At 65.3% G+C, this 17,161-nt stretch carries 16 protein-coding genes; 4 read left to right on the top strand and 12 right to left on the bottom strand.

Annotated elements, in window-relative coordinates; genetic code table 11:
• Positions 1-3: 3 nt before the first annotated feature.
• From P1X14_RS06150 to P1X14_RS06140, 3 genes are read right to left on the bottom strand one after another with little or no spacing between them, the layout of a single operon-like run.
• Complete coding sequence (locus P1X14_RS06150; protein WP_277314440.1) at positions 4-822, bottom strand: SDR family oxidoreductase; 819 nt, start codon at positions 820-822, stop codon at positions 4-6.
• Positions 823-847: 25 nt separating this feature from the next.
• Positions 848-1,996, bottom strand: coding sequence for a thiolase (locus P1X14_RS06145; protein WP_277314439.1), 1,149 nt, complete (start codon positions 1,994-1,996; stop codon positions 848-850).
• Positions 1,993-2,394 carry an OB-fold domain-containing protein gene (locus tag P1X14_RS06140; RefSeq protein WP_277314438.1) on the bottom strand — a complete coding sequence of 134 codons (402 nt, stop codon included), beginning with the start codon at positions 2,392-2,394 and terminating at the stop codon, positions 1,993-1,995. The genes P1X14_RS06145 and P1X14_RS06140 overlap by 4 nt, the downstream gene beginning before the upstream one ends.
• Before the next feature lie 74 nt (positions 2,395-2,468).
• Between P1X14_RS06140 and P1X14_RS06135 the strand changes: the two genes are divergently transcribed.
• Positions 2,469-2,927 (top strand): MaoC/PaaZ C-terminal domain-containing protein, encoded by a 459-nt coding sequence (locus P1X14_RS06135; protein ID WP_277314437.1) that lies wholly within the window; start codon positions 2,469-2,471, stop codon positions 2,925-2,927.
• A gap of 40 nt (positions 2,928-2,967) precedes the next feature.
• Complete coding sequence (locus P1X14_RS06130; RefSeq protein ID WP_277314436.1) at positions 2,968-3,468, top strand: flavin reductase family protein; 501 nt, start codon at positions 2,968-2,970, stop codon at positions 3,466-3,468.
• On the opposite strand, the gene P1X14_RS06125 is transcribed toward P1X14_RS06130, so the two are convergent.
• From P1X14_RS06125 to P1X14_RS06110, 4 genes are all read right to left on the bottom strand, one after another.
• A complete protein-coding gene (locus tag P1X14_RS06125) occupies positions 3,461-5,080 on the bottom strand; it encodes a long-chain-fatty-acid--CoA ligase (protein WP_277314435.1) in 1,620 nt (539 codons plus the stop codon). The two genes, P1X14_RS06130 and P1X14_RS06125, sit on opposite strands and share 8 nt — an antisense overlap.
• Before the next feature lie 54 nt (positions 5,081-5,134).
• Positions 5,135-6,286: an aromatic ring-hydroxylating dioxygenase subunit alpha gene (locus tag P1X14_RS06120; protein ID WP_277314434.1), complete on the bottom strand. Its 1,152-nt coding sequence runs from the start codon at positions 6,284-6,286 to the stop codon at positions 5,135-5,137.
• 80 nt (positions 6,287-6,366) lie between these two features.
• On the bottom strand, positions 6,367-7,167 hold the full coding sequence (locus P1X14_RS06115) for an SDR family oxidoreductase (RefSeq protein ID WP_277314433.1): 801 nt from the start codon (positions 7,165-7,167) through the stop codon (positions 6,367-6,369).
• A 76-nt stretch (positions 7,168-7,243) separates the two neighbouring features.
• Entirely contained in the window at positions 7,244-7,870 is a 627-nt protein-coding gene (locus P1X14_RS06110; RefSeq protein ID WP_277314432.1) for a TetR family transcriptional regulator, read from the bottom strand.
• Between the two features lie 165 nt (positions 7,871-8,035).
• Between P1X14_RS06110 and ribB the strand changes: the two genes are divergently transcribed.
• Positions 8,036-9,136, top strand: a complete 1,101-nt coding sequence (gene ribB / locus P1X14_RS06105; protein ID WP_277314431.1) for a 3,4-dihydroxy-2-butanone-4-phosphate synthase — start codon at positions 8,036-8,038, stop codon at positions 9,134-9,136.
• 78 nt (positions 9,137-9,214) lie between these two features.
• The gene (locus tag P1X14_RS06100; protein ID WP_277314430.1) at positions 9,215-10,441 is read left to right on the top strand and encodes an MFS transporter; all 1,227 of its coding nucleotides are present in this window, start codon (positions 9,215-9,217) and stop codon (positions 10,439-10,441) included.
• On the opposite strand, the gene P1X14_RS06095 is transcribed toward P1X14_RS06100, so the two are convergent.
• Genes P1X14_RS06095 through P1X14_RS06075 form a run of 5 tightly spaced genes read right to left on the bottom strand, consistent with a single transcriptional unit; the run spans position 10,442 to position 17,157 of the window.
• Positions 10,442-12,187 carry an acyl-CoA dehydrogenase gene (locus tag P1X14_RS06095; protein WP_277314429.1) on the bottom strand — a complete coding sequence of 582 codons (1,746 nt, stop codon included), beginning with the start codon at positions 12,185-12,187 and terminating at the stop codon, positions 10,442-10,444. It lies immediately after the preceding gene.
• A gap of 9 nt (positions 12,188-12,196) precedes the next feature.
• Positions 12,197-12,970, bottom strand: a complete 774-nt coding sequence (locus P1X14_RS06090; RefSeq protein ID WP_277314428.1) for an SDR family oxidoreductase — start codon at positions 12,968-12,970, stop codon at positions 12,197-12,199.
• Positions 12,970-14,274, bottom strand: a complete 1,305-nt coding sequence (locus tag P1X14_RS06085; protein ID WP_277314427.1) for a family 1 glycosylhydrolase — start codon at positions 14,272-14,274, stop codon at positions 12,970-12,972. Before P1X14_RS06085 ends, P1X14_RS06090 begins: the two co-directional genes overlap by 1 nt.
• A complete protein-coding gene (locus P1X14_RS06080; RefSeq protein ID WP_277314426.1) occupies positions 14,267-15,865 on the bottom strand; it encodes an AMP-binding protein in 1,599 nt (532 codons plus the stop codon). Before P1X14_RS06080 ends, P1X14_RS06085 begins: the two co-directional genes overlap by 8 nt.
• Entirely contained in the window at positions 15,862-17,157 is a 1,296-nt protein-coding gene (locus P1X14_RS06075; protein WP_277314425.1) for an MFS transporter, read from the bottom strand. The genes P1X14_RS06080 and P1X14_RS06075 overlap by 4 nt, the downstream gene beginning before the upstream one ends.
• Positions 17,158-17,161: the final 4 nt, after the last annotated feature.

Genomic DNA, 17,161 nt, shown 5'->3' with positions numbered 1-17,161 from the left:
CGTTCAGAGACTGATCGTGTAGCCGCCATTCACCGACAGATTCTGCCCGGTGATGTACGACGCGCCGTCCGAAAGCAGGAAGCAGATCGGCGGCACCACTTCGGCGGTGTTGGAAAAGCGCTTCATCGGGATCATGTCGAGCATCCCGTCGCGGAACTTGTCGCCGCGGATCGTCTCGGTCATCGGCGTCTCGACCACGCCGAACGCGACCGAATTGACGCGAATGCCGTGCTTGGCCCATTCGCGCGCCGCGCTCATCGTCAGGCCGAACATGCCCGATTTGGCCGAACTGTAATTGATCTGGCCGATCGATCCGCGCCGGCCGCCGTCGGACGAGATGTTGACGATCGAGGCGCGGCTCGGCTTGCCGGCCTTGGCCTGCGCAATCATGTGCCGCCCGGCCGCCTGAAGGAAATAGAAGGCGCCGGTCAGGTTGATCCCCAGCACGTCCTGCCATTGCTGCGCGGTCATCTTCTCGATCATCGCCGCGCGCGAAATGCCGGCATTGTTGACCAGCCCATCGACATCGCCGAAGCGCGCGACCGCGTCTGCCACCACCTGTTCGGCAAAGCCCTCCTCGCCGACCGATCCGACCGCCGTCATCACCCGTTCGCCGCCGACCGACGCGGCCCAGGCGTCCAGCGCCTCGCCATTCATGTCGACCGCGACCACCGACGCGCCGAGATTGTGGGAAAGCTGCGCGACCGCCTGACCGATCCCCTGCGCCGCGCCGGTGATGATAATCGTCCGCTCGGCAAGGCTCAGGATCTGGCCCGGCGCGGTGGGCAATTCGGTGAAGGGCATTGCAAGGGTTTCGGCCATCCGGCGTCTCCTGAAATCGAAAGGTTCAAAGCGTGGCTTCGGTGCCCAGCAGGGCGGTCACCTGAGTGGAGAAGACGCCGCCATTGCCGTGGATCAGCGCGGTCTCCGCGCCCTTCACCTGACGGTCGCCCAACTGGCCGCGAAGCTGCTCGACAGCCTCGACGATCAGGAACAGGCCGTACATGCCGGGATGGACGCAGCTGAGACCACCGCCATTGGTGTTGACCGGCAACGCGCCGCCGGGAGCGATCCGGCCATTCTCGACGAAGCGTCCGCCCTCACCCTTGGGGCAGAAGCCGAGATCCTCGAGGAACAGGATCGTGTTGATGGTGAAGGCGTCATAGAGCTGGACCACATCGACATCGCCGACTCCCAGCCCCGCCATCGCCAGCGCGCGCGGGCCGGAATCGGCCGCGGCGGTGCGGGTCAGGCTGGCGGCCTGGGCGATCTGGCGGTGCGAATAGGCTGCTGCCGCGCCGAGCAGATAGACCGGCTTGCGCGGCATATCCTTCGCCCGGTCGGCGCGAACCATTACTACCGCCGCCGCGCCGTCCGTCACCAGACAGCAATCCTTGGTGCCGAGCGGCGGCGCCATGATCGGCGCGGACACCACATCCTCGATCGTCAGCGGATCGCGGCGGAACGCGTCGGGGTTCAACTGCGCCCATTGCCGCGCCGCTACTGCCACTGCCGCCATCTGCTCGCGCGTGGTGCCGTACTCATGCATGTGCCGCGCGGCGGTCAGCGCGTAGGAACTGAGCGGATATTGCGGCAGATAGTCCTTCTCGTAAGGCTGCTGCTCGGAAATCACCTGCAGCTTCCCGCCCGCCGAGCGCTGGTTGCTGCCATAGGCGATCAGCGCGACGTCGCAGAGCCCGGCTTCCAGCGCCAGCATCGCATCCAGCGCGCCTGCGACAAAGGCCGATCCGCCGATGAACGTGCCGGCGGCGTGGCGCGGATGGATACCGAAATACTCGGCTGCGGAAACGGTCGGCATCGCGTTGGTCACCGACGAGACGAACAGCCCGTCGACATCGGCCATGGTCAGCCCGCAATCGGCCAGCGCCTCGTGCGAAGCCTGCGCCATCAGCTCGAGGCTGTTAAAACCCGGCGCATAGCCGATCCCGGCAGTGCCGACCCCGACAACCGCGGTCTTGCCGCGCAGCACGCTCATGCCGCGTCTCCGGCGGGGGTGAACAGCACCACCTTCTTGCCCGCAATCTCGCCGATGGTCGCCCGCACCGCCATGCCGATATACACTGCCTGCGGATCGATGCCGATCACCCGGGTCATCATCCGCGGCCCTTCGGCCAGATCGACCAGCGAGATGTTGTAATAGTCGCCGCCATTGCGGCCTGGCAGCACCGCGGTGGTGGAATGGACCACGCCGTCGCCGCTCGCATCCACCCATTCGAGATCGTCCGCACCGGTGCCCGGCGCCAGCGCGCGCGGATAGAAGACGTGCGCACCGCTCGACCGGCTGCGCTGGATCATGAACCGGCCTTCGTCGATACGGTCCTGAAAATACCGCTCCGCGCCGACCGCCGCTTCGCTTACGCCCTCTCCGCTCATGCCGATTTTCTCACCTCACTATGCAGACTGATTATACTCGCTAGTATGAACTTGCAACAACAGGAGTCGCGGCGATGCCGGAAAATCTCTACTATGAGGATCTGGAGCAGGGCATGGTGTTCGAGACCGTGTCGCGCACCATCGTCGAGGACGATCTCCTGTCGTTCGCGCGCATCTCGGGCGACAATCATCCGATCCATGTCGATGCTGCCTATGCCGCCGGTACCGAGTTCGGTCAGCGGATCGCACACGGCCCGTTCGGGATCGCCATGGGGATCGGACTTTTCGGCACTTTACCGCAGTTTCGCGAGACTGCGATCGTCATGGCGAGCATCGACGAATGGCGCTTCGTCGCACCGATGTTCATCGGCGACAGCTTCCATCTGCGGCTGACCATCGGCGCCAAAAGGCTGACCCGATCGGGACGCGGAATGGTCGACCGCAATTTCGAACTGGTGCGCGGCGACGGATTCGTGCCGCAACATGGCCGGTCGCCTATGGTCGTCCTTCGCCGCGAGGATGGCGAGGCGTGATATTTTCATACCATATGGTATCAATATTGAGAGTCGGGCGATGATCGAAGACGATATGAAGGAAGCGTTTCGCGGCGCGATGCGGCGGCTGGCAGGCGGCGTCGCAATCGTCACCGCAGCGGAGGAAGGCCGCCGCTACGGCATGACCATGACCGCCGTCATGTCGCTATCGATGGATCCGCCATCGCTGGCGATCGGCGTGAACCGCAGCGCATCCATCGCGGCGCCACTGGCACGCACCGGCCGCTTCTGCGTCAACCTGTTGCGCGCCTCTCACGATCGCTTCTGCGCCGACTTTTCCGCGCTTGCCACCGACGAGCGCTTCACCGTCGGCGACTGGCACACCGATGAGAACGGACTGCCCTGGCTGGCAGATGCGCAGGCGGTAATGTTCTGCACCGCCGGGCCGGTCACGACCTTCGGCACGCACGACCTGATCGTCGGTCTTGTCGATCGCGCGATCAACGAACCGGCGATCGCACCGCTGCTGCATCTGGACGGCAGCTACATGGCTGCCGCCCCGCTAGCCAACGTCAGTTGATCCGCCGTTCATGGCCGCGCCAATAGGCTTCGCGGACCACATTCTTCTGCACCTTGCCCGATGCGGTGCGCGGCAGGCTTTCCACGATCTCCAGCGTCTTGGGGCATTTGAACCCGGCGAGCCGCTGGCGCGTGAACGCGATGATCTCGTCGGCATCTGCGCTCGCGCCCTTGCACAGGATCACCAGCGCCTTGACCGCTTCGCCCCATTTCTCGTCGGGCACGCCGATCACCACGCTGTCCTCGATCGCCGGATGCTCCGCGAGAACACGCTCGACTTCGGCGGGATATACATTCTCGCCGCCGGTCTTGATCATGTCCTTCAGCCGGTCGGTCAGATAGAGCGTGTTGTCACGCACGAAGCCCATATCGCCGGTGCGGAACCACCCGTCCGAACGGAAGCTCTCCTCGGTGGCTTCCGGCAGGTTCCAATAGCCCTTGGCGCGCTGGCCGGAAGCGACCCACAGCTCGCCCACCGTGCCATCCGCGACCGGCTCAAGCGTCTCCGTATTCACGATCCGCAGCGTCGTGCCGGGCAGTGGCTGGCCACAGGATTCGAGCAGCACCGGATCGGCAAGCACCGCATCGTCGATGAACAGGATGGTGCAGCCGAACGCCAGTTCGGTCGAGCCGTACATGCCGTAGATGGGCTGCTTGAAGATCTCGATCGTGCGCCGCGCCAGCTTTTCGGTAAGGATCGCGCCGCCATAGCCGACCGCCTTCAGGCTGGAGAAATCGGTCTTGGCCGGATCAGCCTGGTTGACGAGCATCTGCAGCACCGCGGGCACGACGATGAAGTCGTTCGCGCGATATTCCTCGATCATCGACAGAAGCCGCTCCGCGTCGAAATCGCGCAGGCCGACGCAATGCCCGCCATGGGTCAGCGCACGCATCGACCAGACCAGCGCCGCAACGTGGAACAGCGGCAGCGCGATCAGATGTACACCCTGATAGGGGATCGGGAAGATATCGCGCGCCGCCGCGAAATAGGCCTGCAGGTTGCGGTTGGCGAGCATCACGCCCTTGGGCCGCCCGGTGGTGCCGGAGGTATAGAGCTGCAGCGCGGTATCGTCGGGTTCCGAACGATGGCCCGGGTCGGCCGCGGGAAAGGCCGCGAGCCATGCGTCATAATCCTCGAGGCCCGCATGATCGCCATCGCCCGCCACGAGGATGCGCACCCCATCGCCCACATCGGCACGGATCGCATCCGCCAGCGCGATCAGCTCGCTGTCGAGCACCAGCACCCGGGCGCCGGCATCCTTCAGGATATAGACCATCTCGGCGGCGGCGAGGCGGCAGTTGATTCCCACCTGGACCGCACCCAGCTTGCGTGCACCGAACAGGGTCTCGAAATAATAGGTGCTGTTCTTCAGCGCGACCGCGACCCGGTCCTCGGGCCCCAGCCCTTCCGCGGCCAGCGCGCTCGCCAGCTGGTTGCTACGGGCGTCCAGTTGGCCAAAGGTGAGGTTACGGCCATCGAAGGTGACGGCGTTGCGGTCCGGATGATGCCGGCCGTGAACCCGCACCGCATCTTCCAGCGTCGCGATCGATGCAACGATGTCGGCGATGTCCGCCCCTTCGTCAAACGGGGGTTCCAGAGCCTGAGTCGCCATCGATTGCCTCTCCATTACCACCGGTTTTCCGGCTTTGTTGTGACGATACCCGCTTCAGGCCGCCTTCAAATCGCTTACCGCACGATCCAGCATGCCGTGGAAATGCTGCATGCCCGGCTCGTTCCGGCCCAGGATCACCCGGTCCTCGGTCAGATAGGGGATGCCGCTCTGGACGGTCTTCGAGATCGCCCAGTCCTCGCTGACTACCGTTCCGATCAGGATATCCCAGTTGCGATCCCACCGCGCCTTGTATTCGGGCGCCGCCATGGCGCGAGTCGTCAGCGACTGGACGCGAACCGTGCAGCGCGACGGATCGCCGTCGGGGTATGACGTCCAGATCTCGAAATGATCGCCTTGCCACACGATGATCGTGTTCGGGAAAAGCTGATAATTGACCGCGACATGCTTCATGAAGTCCGGCCCCTGCTCGACCTCGCGGCGGATCGGATCGAGCGACTTGCGCGCCGCGACCAGCCGGCCGTGCGGACCGAACCGGTCGAACAGGCTGTATTTGCCGTGGATATAGGGTGCGATGCTGAGCGTGTGCAGCTTGGGGATGTGATAGACCTCGAGGAAGCCGTCGAGGATATATTTCCAGTTCAAATCCTCGGTGAGAACCGCGTCGCGCTCCAGCACCAGGTCGCCCAGCCCGAACGACGAGAAATCCGCGTCGATCTCGGGACCCAGATGCGCCGCAACGTCGATCGTGGCACCGGGCGTACCGACGACCCAGATCAGGCCGTGACGTTCCTCGACCGGCAGTTCGACCATGCTGCCGACCTCACCCTCGACCGAGGGAAAGGCGACCGACGGCGCCCGCAGCAACGAGCCGTCCGAGCGATAGGACCAGGCATGATAGGGGCAGACGAAGATCTTGGCGTTGCCAGATTTCTCAAGGCAGACCGGCGATCCGCGATGGCGGCAGATATTGAGCAGTGCCTTCAGCGATCCATCGGTCTGACGCGACAACAGGATCGGCAGTCCCAGGCTGCGATCGGTAAGGAAATCGCCGGCATTGGGCAGCGAGCTCGAATGACCGATGATCACCGGATTCTGGCGCAGCACGGTCTGTTCGGCGGCGAGATAATCGGGGTCACTATAGGTCGTCGCGCGGTGGAACATGTCCGAATCCGCCAGCGTCTCGCTGTTCGCGTCATAGTTGTGGTTCAACCGGTCGAGGATCTCGCGCTGCGTTGAGAGGTCCATCGCTTTCCTGCTCCCGGCGGCGCATTCGGCCGCTTATAAATATAATACTCAGCAGTATGTATCGTAGATTCGCGTTACGATCAATCGCCTTGCGCAGCAGCCGCAGCGAAGCGGCGCATGCCGCCGATCCAGCGATCGGTATCCGCCGCCTTGCGCTGCATATATCCGCCGATCTCGTCATGGGTCAGGATCAGGAAGCGCTCGGCTGCTATGGCTTCGCCCACCTGATCCGCGACATGCTCCGGGGTCAGCACCACTCCGGCCGATTTGACCGCGCTCGCCGCGCTGCCGGAGGTCGCTGCGTCGAGCATCGCAGTCTTCACCGCCTGGGGGCAAAGCAGGCTGACGCGGATGCCGCGATCGCCATAGGTGATCGCCAGCCACTCGGCGAACGCGACCGCGGCATGCTTGGTCACGCTATACGGCGCGGCACCCAATGCCGTCAGCAGGCCCGCCGAAGAGGCAGTGTTCAGGATATAGCCCTCACCCCGCGCCAGCATCTGCGGCAACACGGCGCGCGCGGCATGGACATGCGCCATGACGTTAACCGACCAGGAAAGGTCCCAGCCGCTGTCCGGCGCTTCGGCTCCGCCTTCGACGATCACGCCAGCGTTCGAGCAGAACAGGTCGATCCCGCCGAACCGGGCCGTCACATCGTCGACCAGCGCCGCGATCGCAGCCTCGCTTGAGACATCCAGCCCATGGGCCTCGGCCGATCCGCCGGCTTCGCGGATCGCTGCTGCACTGCGCTTGGCGCCTTCGGCATCCCGATCGGTTACGATCACGCAGCGCGCGCCATCCCGCGCAAACCGCGCTGCCATCGCCGCGCCGATGCCGCCCGCGGCGCCCGTGACGACGACGATCCGATCCTTGAGTTCCACACAGCCTCTCCCGGACCGTTTGCCGATCCGATTTCATACTGTCTGGTATTCAAATTTGATGCAAGCGCCGTCGTCTTTATTCCGGCTGATCGGCAACACCCAGGCCACGCAGCAGGAACGACGACATGCTGTTGCACAGCTTCTCGCTCGATCCTTTTCCGGCATTGGGCCGCGGCCGGTACCACATGATCATCCAGTTCACTGCGCCCAGCAACGGCTTTGCCATCAGCCGCGGGTCGCCCTGATGGAACGCGCCCTCGGCGATGCCGTCCTTGATCACCTGCACGAACAGATTCTCATATTCGTCGTACATCTTGAGCAGGTCGTTCAGCATCGCCCGCTCTTGCGGCGTGGTGCTGCCGATGATCTGCATCTCGAGGCCGGTAAGCGCCACGCGCTGATAGGCCAGCCTGTCGATGATCGATCGCACATGCGAATGGATCATGCTGCGCATCCGTTCGACAGCCGGTCCGTCGCCCTGCGCGATCGGCTTGATCTCGCCCAGATTGGTCTCGATCGTGTGCCAGTGGACCGCGAAGAACAGCTCGGTCTTGTTCTTGAAATGGTAGTAGATCAGCCCCTTCGTGCAGCCGAGCAGGCGCGCGACGTCATCGATCGACGTCGCCGCAAACCCCTCCGACATGAACGCATTCGCTGCCGCATCGATGATCTGCGCGCGCCGTTCGTCGGCCTGATCAATCATGCGTGCCGCAGTTGCCGGTCGTCTCGCCACTTCAATTCCTTCTGGCAATCGGGACCTGTCCCGCCATTGCGACGTGATGCCCCAGCCGCCGCATCGGGTAAAGAGTGCAGGTTGAATTCGATTCATACCAAGTAGTATGTGGCCAACGCAAAGGGAGAGGCCGGCATGTACGATATCGCGTCCATCGAGGAGATCATCGACGAAGCGCGCAACGGCCGCCCCTTCATTCTGGTCGATGCCGAAGACCGCGAGAATGAGGGTGACATCATCATCCCGGCGCAGTTCGCCACGCCCGATCGGATCGCGTTCATGGCCGTGCATGCCCGCGGCCTTATCTGCCTCGCCATCACCGCCCAACGCGCCGCCACGCTAGGCCTCTCCCCGATGGCCCGCAACAACGCCTCGGGTTACGGCACCGCTTTCACGACTTCGATCGAGGCCCGTGAGGGCGTCACCACCGGCATATCGGCGCATGACCGCGCCTATACCATTGCTGTGGCGATCGACGCGACAAAGGGCGAGCAGGATCTGGTATCGCCGGGCCACGTCTTTCCGCTGACCGCGCGCGACGGCGGCGTACTGATCCGCGCAGGACACACCGAAGCTGCGGTAGATATCGCGCGCCTCGCCGGGCTCACACCCGCAGGTGTCATCTGCGAAGTGATGAACGACGACGGCACGATGGCCCGGCTGCCCCAGCTTATCGACTTTGCCCATGCCCACGATCTCAAGGTCGGCACCATCGCCGATCTGATCGCCTATCGCCGCCGTTTCGAAACCATCGTCGAACGCGTCGCGGAAGCGCCGTTCGACAGCGTCCATGGCAGCGATTTCCGCATCTTCGTCTATCGCAACATCATCGACGGATCCGAGCATGTCGCGCTGACCCGTGGCGCGATCTCGGCAGAAACGCCGACGCTGGTTCGCGTGCATCAAATCGATCTCGCGACCGATATGCTCGGCTGGTCGCTGGCGCATCGCGATTATGTGCCGCGGGCGTTGCGCGCACTGGCCGCGCATGATGGCCCGGCCGCGGCGGTGTTCGTTCGCGATGGCAGTCCGACGTCCCTGTCCGACCGGGTCAATGGCGGGCGCGGCGAATATCAGCGCACCATGGCCACGCGCGACTATGGCGTGGGTGCACAGATCCTCCAGGATCTTGGCGTCCGCGACATGATCCTGCTCACCTCCAGCCCCGCAAAGCTCGCAGCACTGGAGGGGTTCGGCCTGCGCGTGACCGGCCGCCGCGAAGTGCCTGACGCCTGAACCGACGGCTACCCGCGCTTGACAGCATCCCGTTCATACCACCTAGTAGGATGATAAATGAACTGGAGAGGGTTGCGCATGGATTCGAAACCGGAGGTGGTCCGTCGCGCGCCATTGATCCTGGCGGCGGCGATCGGTGTCGCGTGCAGCGCCACCGCCCTGCCCTTCTATTCGATCGGACCGCTTACCAAGCCGCTGACCGAAGCCCATGGCTGGTCGCGTTCCGAGGTACAGACGGCAATCCTGTTCAGCGTCGGCCTTGGCGCACTGATGTCGCCATTGGTCGGCGCACTGGTGCAGAAATACGGCGCGCGACGGGTCGCGATGCCGGGGCTGGTCGGCCTCGCTTTGTCCTTCTTCCTCGCGAGCATTTCGGGATCGTCGATCCTGATCTTCTATCTCGCCTTTGCCGGCATGGCGGTGCTCGGCGCGGGATCGAGTCCGGTCAGCTGGACGCGCGGCATCGCATCGAGCTTCTCGCGCCAGCGCGGGTTCGCGCTCGGGCTGGTGCTGACCGGAACCGGCCTGTGCGCCATCGTCATTCCACAGCTGGTCACGGCGATGATCGCATGGGGCGGAGTCGATTTCGCGCTTATCGGCCTCGGCATGTTGCCGCTGGCGATCGCGCTGCCCTTGGCATGGTGGCTGTTTCGCCCGGATGAGACGCCCCCCGCAAACGAGGCAGGAGCACCGGACGAAGCGTCATGGGGAATCTCCCTTGGCGAGGCGCTGCGCGGCTATCGCTTCTGGGTCATCTTCGCCTCGATCGCCTGCATCTACCTTGCCCAGTCGGGCATCGTCGCCAATCTCATTCCGGCCGTCACCGACACCGGCGTATCGGCGCAGGCGGCAGCGAATGTGCAAAGCGTATTGGGCGTCTCGATCGTGGTCGGCCGGATCGCAGTCGGCTATTTGATCGACCGGATCTGGGCACCGGGCGTCGCTGCGATAGTGACCTTCCTGCCGGTTTTCGCATGCCTGATGCTACCGGGAAGCGACGACTATTTCGTGATCATGGCCTGCGCGGTCATCATCGGAATCGCCGCGGGTGCCGAACTCGACCTGCTCGCCTTTCTCAGCGCGCGCTATTTCGGGCTGGCCCATTATGCGCGGATCTATTCGATGTTCTACGCCGCACTCGCCGTTGCGGGTGGCGTCGCGCCGTTCCTGTTCGCCGCGATCTATGACCGGTTCGGCAGCTACGCCCCCGCCTTTCAGGTCGGCGCGGGACTGTTCGCGGTCGGATCGCTTATCCTGCTGACACTCGGGCGGTATCCGCAAGGCGCCGGCCGGCAGCCCGAATAATCAGAAGATCCGCGCCGGCACTCCGGAGGCCACATTGCTTCGCGAGGCGACGAAGGTCAGGAGCGTGAGTGCCCTGGGCAACTCGCATTCGAAGAAGAAGCGGCAGGCGTGAAGCTTGCCGTCGGCGAAATCGCAATCGGGCCCGGCGCGATCCAGCCCGGCCGCTGCCACGGCCTGATCGAGCCACAGCCACGCCATGACCACATGGCCGAATGCGCGCAGGAACGCGGTGGCGTTGTCGAACGCGGCACCGGCTTCGCAGCCGCGCAGCGCGTCGATCGTCCCGGTGACGCGGTGCCAAGCGTCCGACAGGGCGGCGCCATGGTGGGCGAGTTCAGGAATCGCGGCGGCCGCCTTGCAGGTCTGCAACAGGCGAAGCGCGAGGACGGGCAATCCCGATCCGTCGCTGAGTATCTTGCGGCCGACCAGGTCGATGCCCTGAATACCGGTGGTGCCCTCATGGATCGGGTTCAGGCGATTGTCGCGCCACAACTGCTCGACATCGAAGTCGCGGGTATAGCCATAGCCGCCATGGATCTGGATCGCGATGTCGTTGGCGGCGAGGCCATGTTCGGAGGGCCAGGTCTTGGCGACGGGCGTGAGCAGGCCCAGCAAGGCTTCGTCGTCGCTGTTGCCCGCAGCGGTATCGACGAGGCGTGCGCAATAGAGGCACAGCGCCAGCGCACCTTCCACATAGGATTTTTGCTGCAGCAGCATCGCGCGAACATCGGGATGCTCGATGATCGCGGCCGGCGGTCCGGAACGCGTCCCCACCGCGCGACCCTGCAGCCGCTCGCGGGCATAACGGGCCGACAGCAGATAGCTGCGGTAACCGAGCGCCGCCGCGCCGATGCCGACGCCGATCCGCGCCTCGTTCATCATCAGGAACATCTGGCGCAGGCCCTGCCCGGGTTCGCCGACGATCCAGCCGGTCGCCCCGCCGGCCTCGCCGAAATTGAGCAGGCAGTTGGCAGTGCCGCGATAGCCCATCTTGTGATTGAGGCCCGCCACGGTCACGTCGTTACGCGCGCCATCGGGAAGCTGCTTCGGCACGATGAACAGCGAGATGCCGGCCCTCCCTTCCGGCAACACACCGTCCGCGTCGGGGATCTTGGCCAGCACGAGATGGACGATGTTGTCGCTGACATCCTGATCGCCGCCGGAGATCCACATCTTGTTGCCGGTCAGGCGATAGCGATTGCCGAGCGCGTCGGCGCCATCGGCCACGGCGCGGGTGCGGACATCGGCAAGGCTGGAACCCGCCTGCGGCTCGGAGAGGCACATCGTGCCGAACCAGCGCCCCTCGATCTGCGGCCGCGCGAACGCCTCGAACTGCGCCTCCGTGCCGAAGGTGGTGATCAGCCGCGCATTGGCGACCGTCAGCATCGGATAGGCGGCGGTGGCGACATTGGCAGCCGCGAACCACGCGAACGAAGCGGCGCAAACCAGATAGGGCAGGCCCAACCCGCCGCGATCCTCGTCGAAGCCGGCTGCGAACAGCCCGACCTGGGCATATTCGGCCAGCGCCTCGCCGATCGCCGGACAGATATGGACCTGCCCGTCCGCGCCCAGCCGGGGCTCCTCGACATCCGCCAGCTTGTAGTGCGGCAGAAAGGCTTCGACGGCGAGCTTCTCCGACAGGTCGAGGATCGCGTCGACCGTCTGGCGATCGGCAAAGGCGTCCGCCCCCAGCCAGTCGTGCAGGAGGAAGTCCATGTCGCGGCGATGGAGCAGCAGGCTGGTCATGTCTTGCCTTCAGATGATCGTGGTGCCGCCGTCGACCACCAGCACCTGACCGGTGATATGGCCACCGGCATCGGAGGCCAACAGCAATGCTGGCCCCATCAGGTCGGTTTCGCCGCCCAGCTTGCCGAGCGGCGTCTGGCGGAGCAATTCGGCGCCGTGCGCGTCGAGTGTGGCGCCGGTCATCTTCGACGGGAAGAAGCCGGGCGCGATCGCATTGACGCGAATGCCGCGCGGCCCCCATTCGGCGGCGAGCGCGCGGGTCATGTTGATCACCGCGCCCTTGGCGGTGTTGTAGGCGATGGTGCCGAGCCGGTCGGGATGATGGCCGAGCAGCCCCTCGATCGAAGCCAGGTTGATCACGCTGCCCTTGCCCTGTGGCAGCATGGCTTCACGCGCGACCGTCTGGGTCAGCAGGAACAGGCCGGTCACATTCAGGTCGATGACCTTGCTCCAGCCCTCGAGCGGAAAATCCTCCGCAGGCGCGCCCCAGGCGGCACCGGCATTGTTCACCAATATGTCGATCCGCCCGAAATGCGCGAGGATGCGGGTGGTGAGATCGGCGGCGGCATCGGGTTCACCGAGATCAGCTGCGAAGGCAGATGCAGTGCAGCCGGACGCCGCAAGCTGCTCCACCGCCGCGTCTAGATCGGCCTGCTTGCGGGCAACCAGCGCCAGAGACGCGCCATATTCGCCAAGCGCCTGCGCGATCTGCAGCCCCAACCCGCGCGATCCGCCGGTGACGATGGCGACGCGTCCGCCAAGGTCGAAGAGTCCGGCCAGCATCATCGCCGCGCCCGGATCAGGCTGGCAAAATGCCGCGCGCTGGGTTTCATCTTGCGCGCGAAGCTGGTGCGATCGACATCGACGAGGCCGAAGCGCTGGCCATAGCCCTGCGTCCATTCGAAATTGTCGAGCAGCGACCAGTAGATATAGCTGTGGACCTTGATGCCGTCCGCCATGCACCGTTCCAGCTCGGCCATGCTGGCATCGAGCCAGGCGATGCGGCGGCTGTCGTCGTCGGTGCCGATCCCGCTTTCGGTGACGTAGATCGGCTTGTTCGTCTTGCGCGCGGCAAGCCGGATCGTGTGGCCGAGCGCCTGCGGATAATATTCGTACCCCGCCGCAGTCAGCTCCGCGCCCTGCGGCGGCGGCATCAGCCCGTTCGCGTCGACGCGCATGCGGGTATAGGTCTGGACGCCGACGAAATCGCTGGCGTTCACCGCGTCCCACCAGCTGCCATAGAGCTCGCCCTCGATCCGCGCCGCGACGCTGCCTTCGCCGAACGGCTCGACTGCCTGGGTGGTGAGCGTGACGCCGACCGGGAAATCGCCCGGCCCGGCCTTGATCGCCTGATAGGCCTTGGCCTGCGCATCGAGCAGGTGGGCGTCGATCCGGTCCGGATCGGCGAACAGGATCGAGGAGAAGGCGGGCGAGTTGGTCGCCCTGGCCGCCGCCGCGATCATCGCCGTGCGTTTGGCGCGATATTCGGGGGTGGCCGCGCCACGCCACAGTTTCGCGAGCAGATGGATATTCGCTTCGTTGAAAGGCGAGGCCATGCCGATCTGGTCGCCCAGCGCGCGGGTAGCGGTCTCGCAGAAACGCGCGAACAGATCGGCGCTGTCCGCCGCCTCCCATCCGCCGCGCATCGCGAACCAGCGCGGCACGGTGAAGTGGCTATAGGTGACGATCGGCATCAGCCCATGCGCGCGGCAGGCGGCAAGCACGCGGCGATAATGATCCAGCACCGCCAGCGAGAAGCGGCCCGGCTCGGGCTCGATCCGCGCCCATTCGATGCCGAAGCGGTAGCAGTTGAGTCCCAGCGCCTTGGCGATGGCGAAGTCCTGCGCATAGCGGTTGAGGCTGTCGCAGCCGTCGCCCGAGGGTTCCTTATAGACCGTCTCCGGCAAATTCTCGAGCAGCCAGCTGTCGGACGCGGTGTTGCCGCCCTCGCTCTGATGCGCCGAGATGGCGGCGCCCCACAGAAACCCCTTGGGCATCTTCGCAGCCGGGGCGGCCATGACCGGCCGGATTGCGGTTGCCGCGGCGATCCCCGCCAGCACGGTGCGACGTGTCGTTCCTTCAGCCATGGTCGATGCGCAGCCTCTTCTTGTCGATCTTCCCGGTCATCGCGAGCGGCATCGCCACCACGCGGATGATCGCGTCGGGCAGCCACCAGCTTGCCACCCTTGCCCGCAATGTTTCCAGCAGCGTCTCGTCGCTGATCTCGGCGCCGCGGCACGGCTCTACCACCAGGATCGGGCGCTCGCCCCATTTGGGATGCGCGCGGCCGACGACCGCGGCCAGCGCGACCTCGGGCAGTTCGCCGACGATCGCTTCGATCTCCTGCGGATTGATCCACTCGCCGCCGGACTTGATCAGGTCCTTCGCGCGGCCGGTGATGCTGATCTGTCCGCTATCGTCGATCGTCGCGAGATCACCGGTATCGAACCAGCCCTCGGCGTCGGTGGCGGGAGCATCATGCCCGAAATAGCGATGGACGACACTGGCGCCGCGGACGCGCAGCCGCCCCTCCTGCCCGCGCTGCTCCGGCAGCGCCGCGCCATTCGCATCGGTCAGCAGCAGATCGACGCCGAGTGGGGGGCGACCAGATTTGGCGGCGCTGCGCTCGATGGCACCGGGCGGAGTTGTGGTGCCGAGCGGCGACAGCTCGGTCATCCCCCAGCTCGTCTGCACCTTGACCCCAAGCCGGGCTTCGAGCCGGTCCATCAGCGCCTGCGGCACCGGCGATCCGCCAAGCAGGATGCGGTCCAGCGAAGGCACGTCTCCGCCGGTCTGGTCGAGATGATCGGCAAGGCCGAGCCACACCGTCGCCACGCCCGCAGCAACGGTCACCTGCTCGGCCTCGATCAGCGCGGCAAGGCTGGCGCCGTCCTGATGGCGGCCTGGCAGCACGAGGCGCGATCCCGCCACCGGTGCCGAAAAGGGCAGCCCCCAGCCATTGGCATGGAACATCGGTACCGCGACCAGCACCGTGTCCTGCACGGTCAGCCCGATCACATCGGCCTGAAGCTGATGGATGGTGTGGAGATAGTTGGACCGATGCGTATAGGTGACGCCCTTCGGCGCGCCGGTGGTGCCCGACGTGAAGCACAGGCCCGCCGGGCTGTTCTCGTCGAAATCACCCCAGACGACGGGTTCGCCAAGCTGTTCGAGCAGATCGCCATAACGCCAGCAGCGGACGCCGCAGTCGGGCAACGGGAAATCGGTGCCGGGTTCGTCCAGCACGATCACATGCGCGATGCTGGGGCAGAGAGGGACCAGCTGTTCGGCCAGCGGCCCCAGATCGGGGCTGATCGCCAGCACCGGATTGGCCGCCTGCCGGATCATCTCCGCCAGATGCTCGTGCGACAAACGCGGGTTGAGCGTGTGGCAGACGATGCCCGCGCCCATCGCGGCATACCAGCATTCCATATGCGGCTGGCTGTTCCACGCCAGCACACCCAGATTGTCGCCCATGCCAAGGCCAAGTGCACGAAGCGCACCCGACAACCGGTTGCTGCGCTCGCGCAGTGCAGCATAGCCGATCCGCGTGGCTGATCCGCCGCTGCCCGCGGTCACCACTTCCGTCGCGCCATGCCATTTGGCGGCGTGATCGATCAGCCGGTCGACCGTCAGAGCATAGGGCTGCATCGAGCCGTGCAAGGGGATCGCCGTCATCGCTTGAGCCGCCGCGCGAGCGCGAAATGCAAGGCGATCGCGATCAGGTAGAAGGGCACCAGGCTGTAGAAAGCGAGTTGGAGCGAGTTGCCCGGATTGGTCGGACGGAACCAGTCGCTGACCGCGCCGAGCCAGGTGGGGCCGAGACCAAGGCCGATCAGGTTCATGATCAGCAGCAGCACCGCCCCGGCAAGGGTCCGCTGACGCGCGGGCACGCTGTTCTGCACCAGCGTCACTGCCGGGGTCAGGTAGAAATAGTTGAGGAAGGTCGGCACCGCGAGGAACGCAAGCGCGACCGGCCAGACAGGCGCATGGACGAAGCCGATGAAGAAGGGCACCGCTGCCGCCAAAGCGACCCCGGGCAGCCAACCATAGATTTGCGGAGAGCGCTGGGCGAAGCGATCGACCAGCCGGCCCGACAGGAAGATGCCGGCGCTGACGCAGATCGCGAGCAGCAGTGCATACCAGATCGCGACCTGATCGAGCGTCATGCCCTTTTCGCGCATCAGGAACAGGGTGGTGAAGCCCATCGTGGCATAGGTGACGAACTGGGTGGCCCCGGCAGCAAGCGCGACCAGCATCAGAACGGGGTTCGCCGCGAAGTTGCGCAGCGCGGTCCAGAAGCTCGTCGCCGCTTCCGCAGGCGCCTCGGCTACGGGGGTAGCGGCCACGGCATCGGTGCCGCCGCGCTTCGGTTCGCGGATCAGGCCCCATACCGCCATCGCCGCGATCAATCCCGCTGCGCCGAGCAGGATGAAGGCCAGCCGCCAGTCATAGGCTGCGGCGATCTTCGCGCCGAACGCCACGCCGAGCGCCTGCCCCAGCGGCGGGCCGAGATTGAAAAGGCCAAGCGCGGTGCCGCGCCGGCTGGGCGGGAAATAGTCCGAGATGATCGAGTAGGAAGGCGGCACTCCGCCCGCCTCGCCGATCGCGACGCTGATCCGGGCGACGGCGAGCTGCGGATAGGTGCTGGCCATGCCGCACGCGATCGTCGCCGCGCTCCACAGCGCGCAGGCGATCGAGAGGATGCGGACGCGGTTGCCGCGATCCGCCAGCCACGCGACCGGCACGCCGAGGATGCAATAGGATAGCGCGAAATAGAGACCGCCGAGCAAGCCTAGCTGGCCATCGGTGATGCCCATATCGTCCTGAATCGGCTTGGCGAGGATCGACAGCAGCTGGCGGTCGAGGAAGTTGAGCACATAGACCAGGCACAGCAGCGCCAGGACCATTCCGGCATAACGTCCCTCGCGCCCGCCATCTCGCGCCGTCGCTGTCGTATCGGTGGCCATTCTC

This window comes from Sphingomonas sp. AOB5, assembly GCF_029433115.1.
Taxonomy (GTDB): Bacteria; Pseudomonadota; Alphaproteobacteria; order Sphingomonadales; family Sphingomonadaceae; genus Sphingomonas.
The sequence above is the reverse complement of the archived record's forward strand: the minus strand, read 5'-3'. Positions and strand labels throughout refer to the sequence as shown.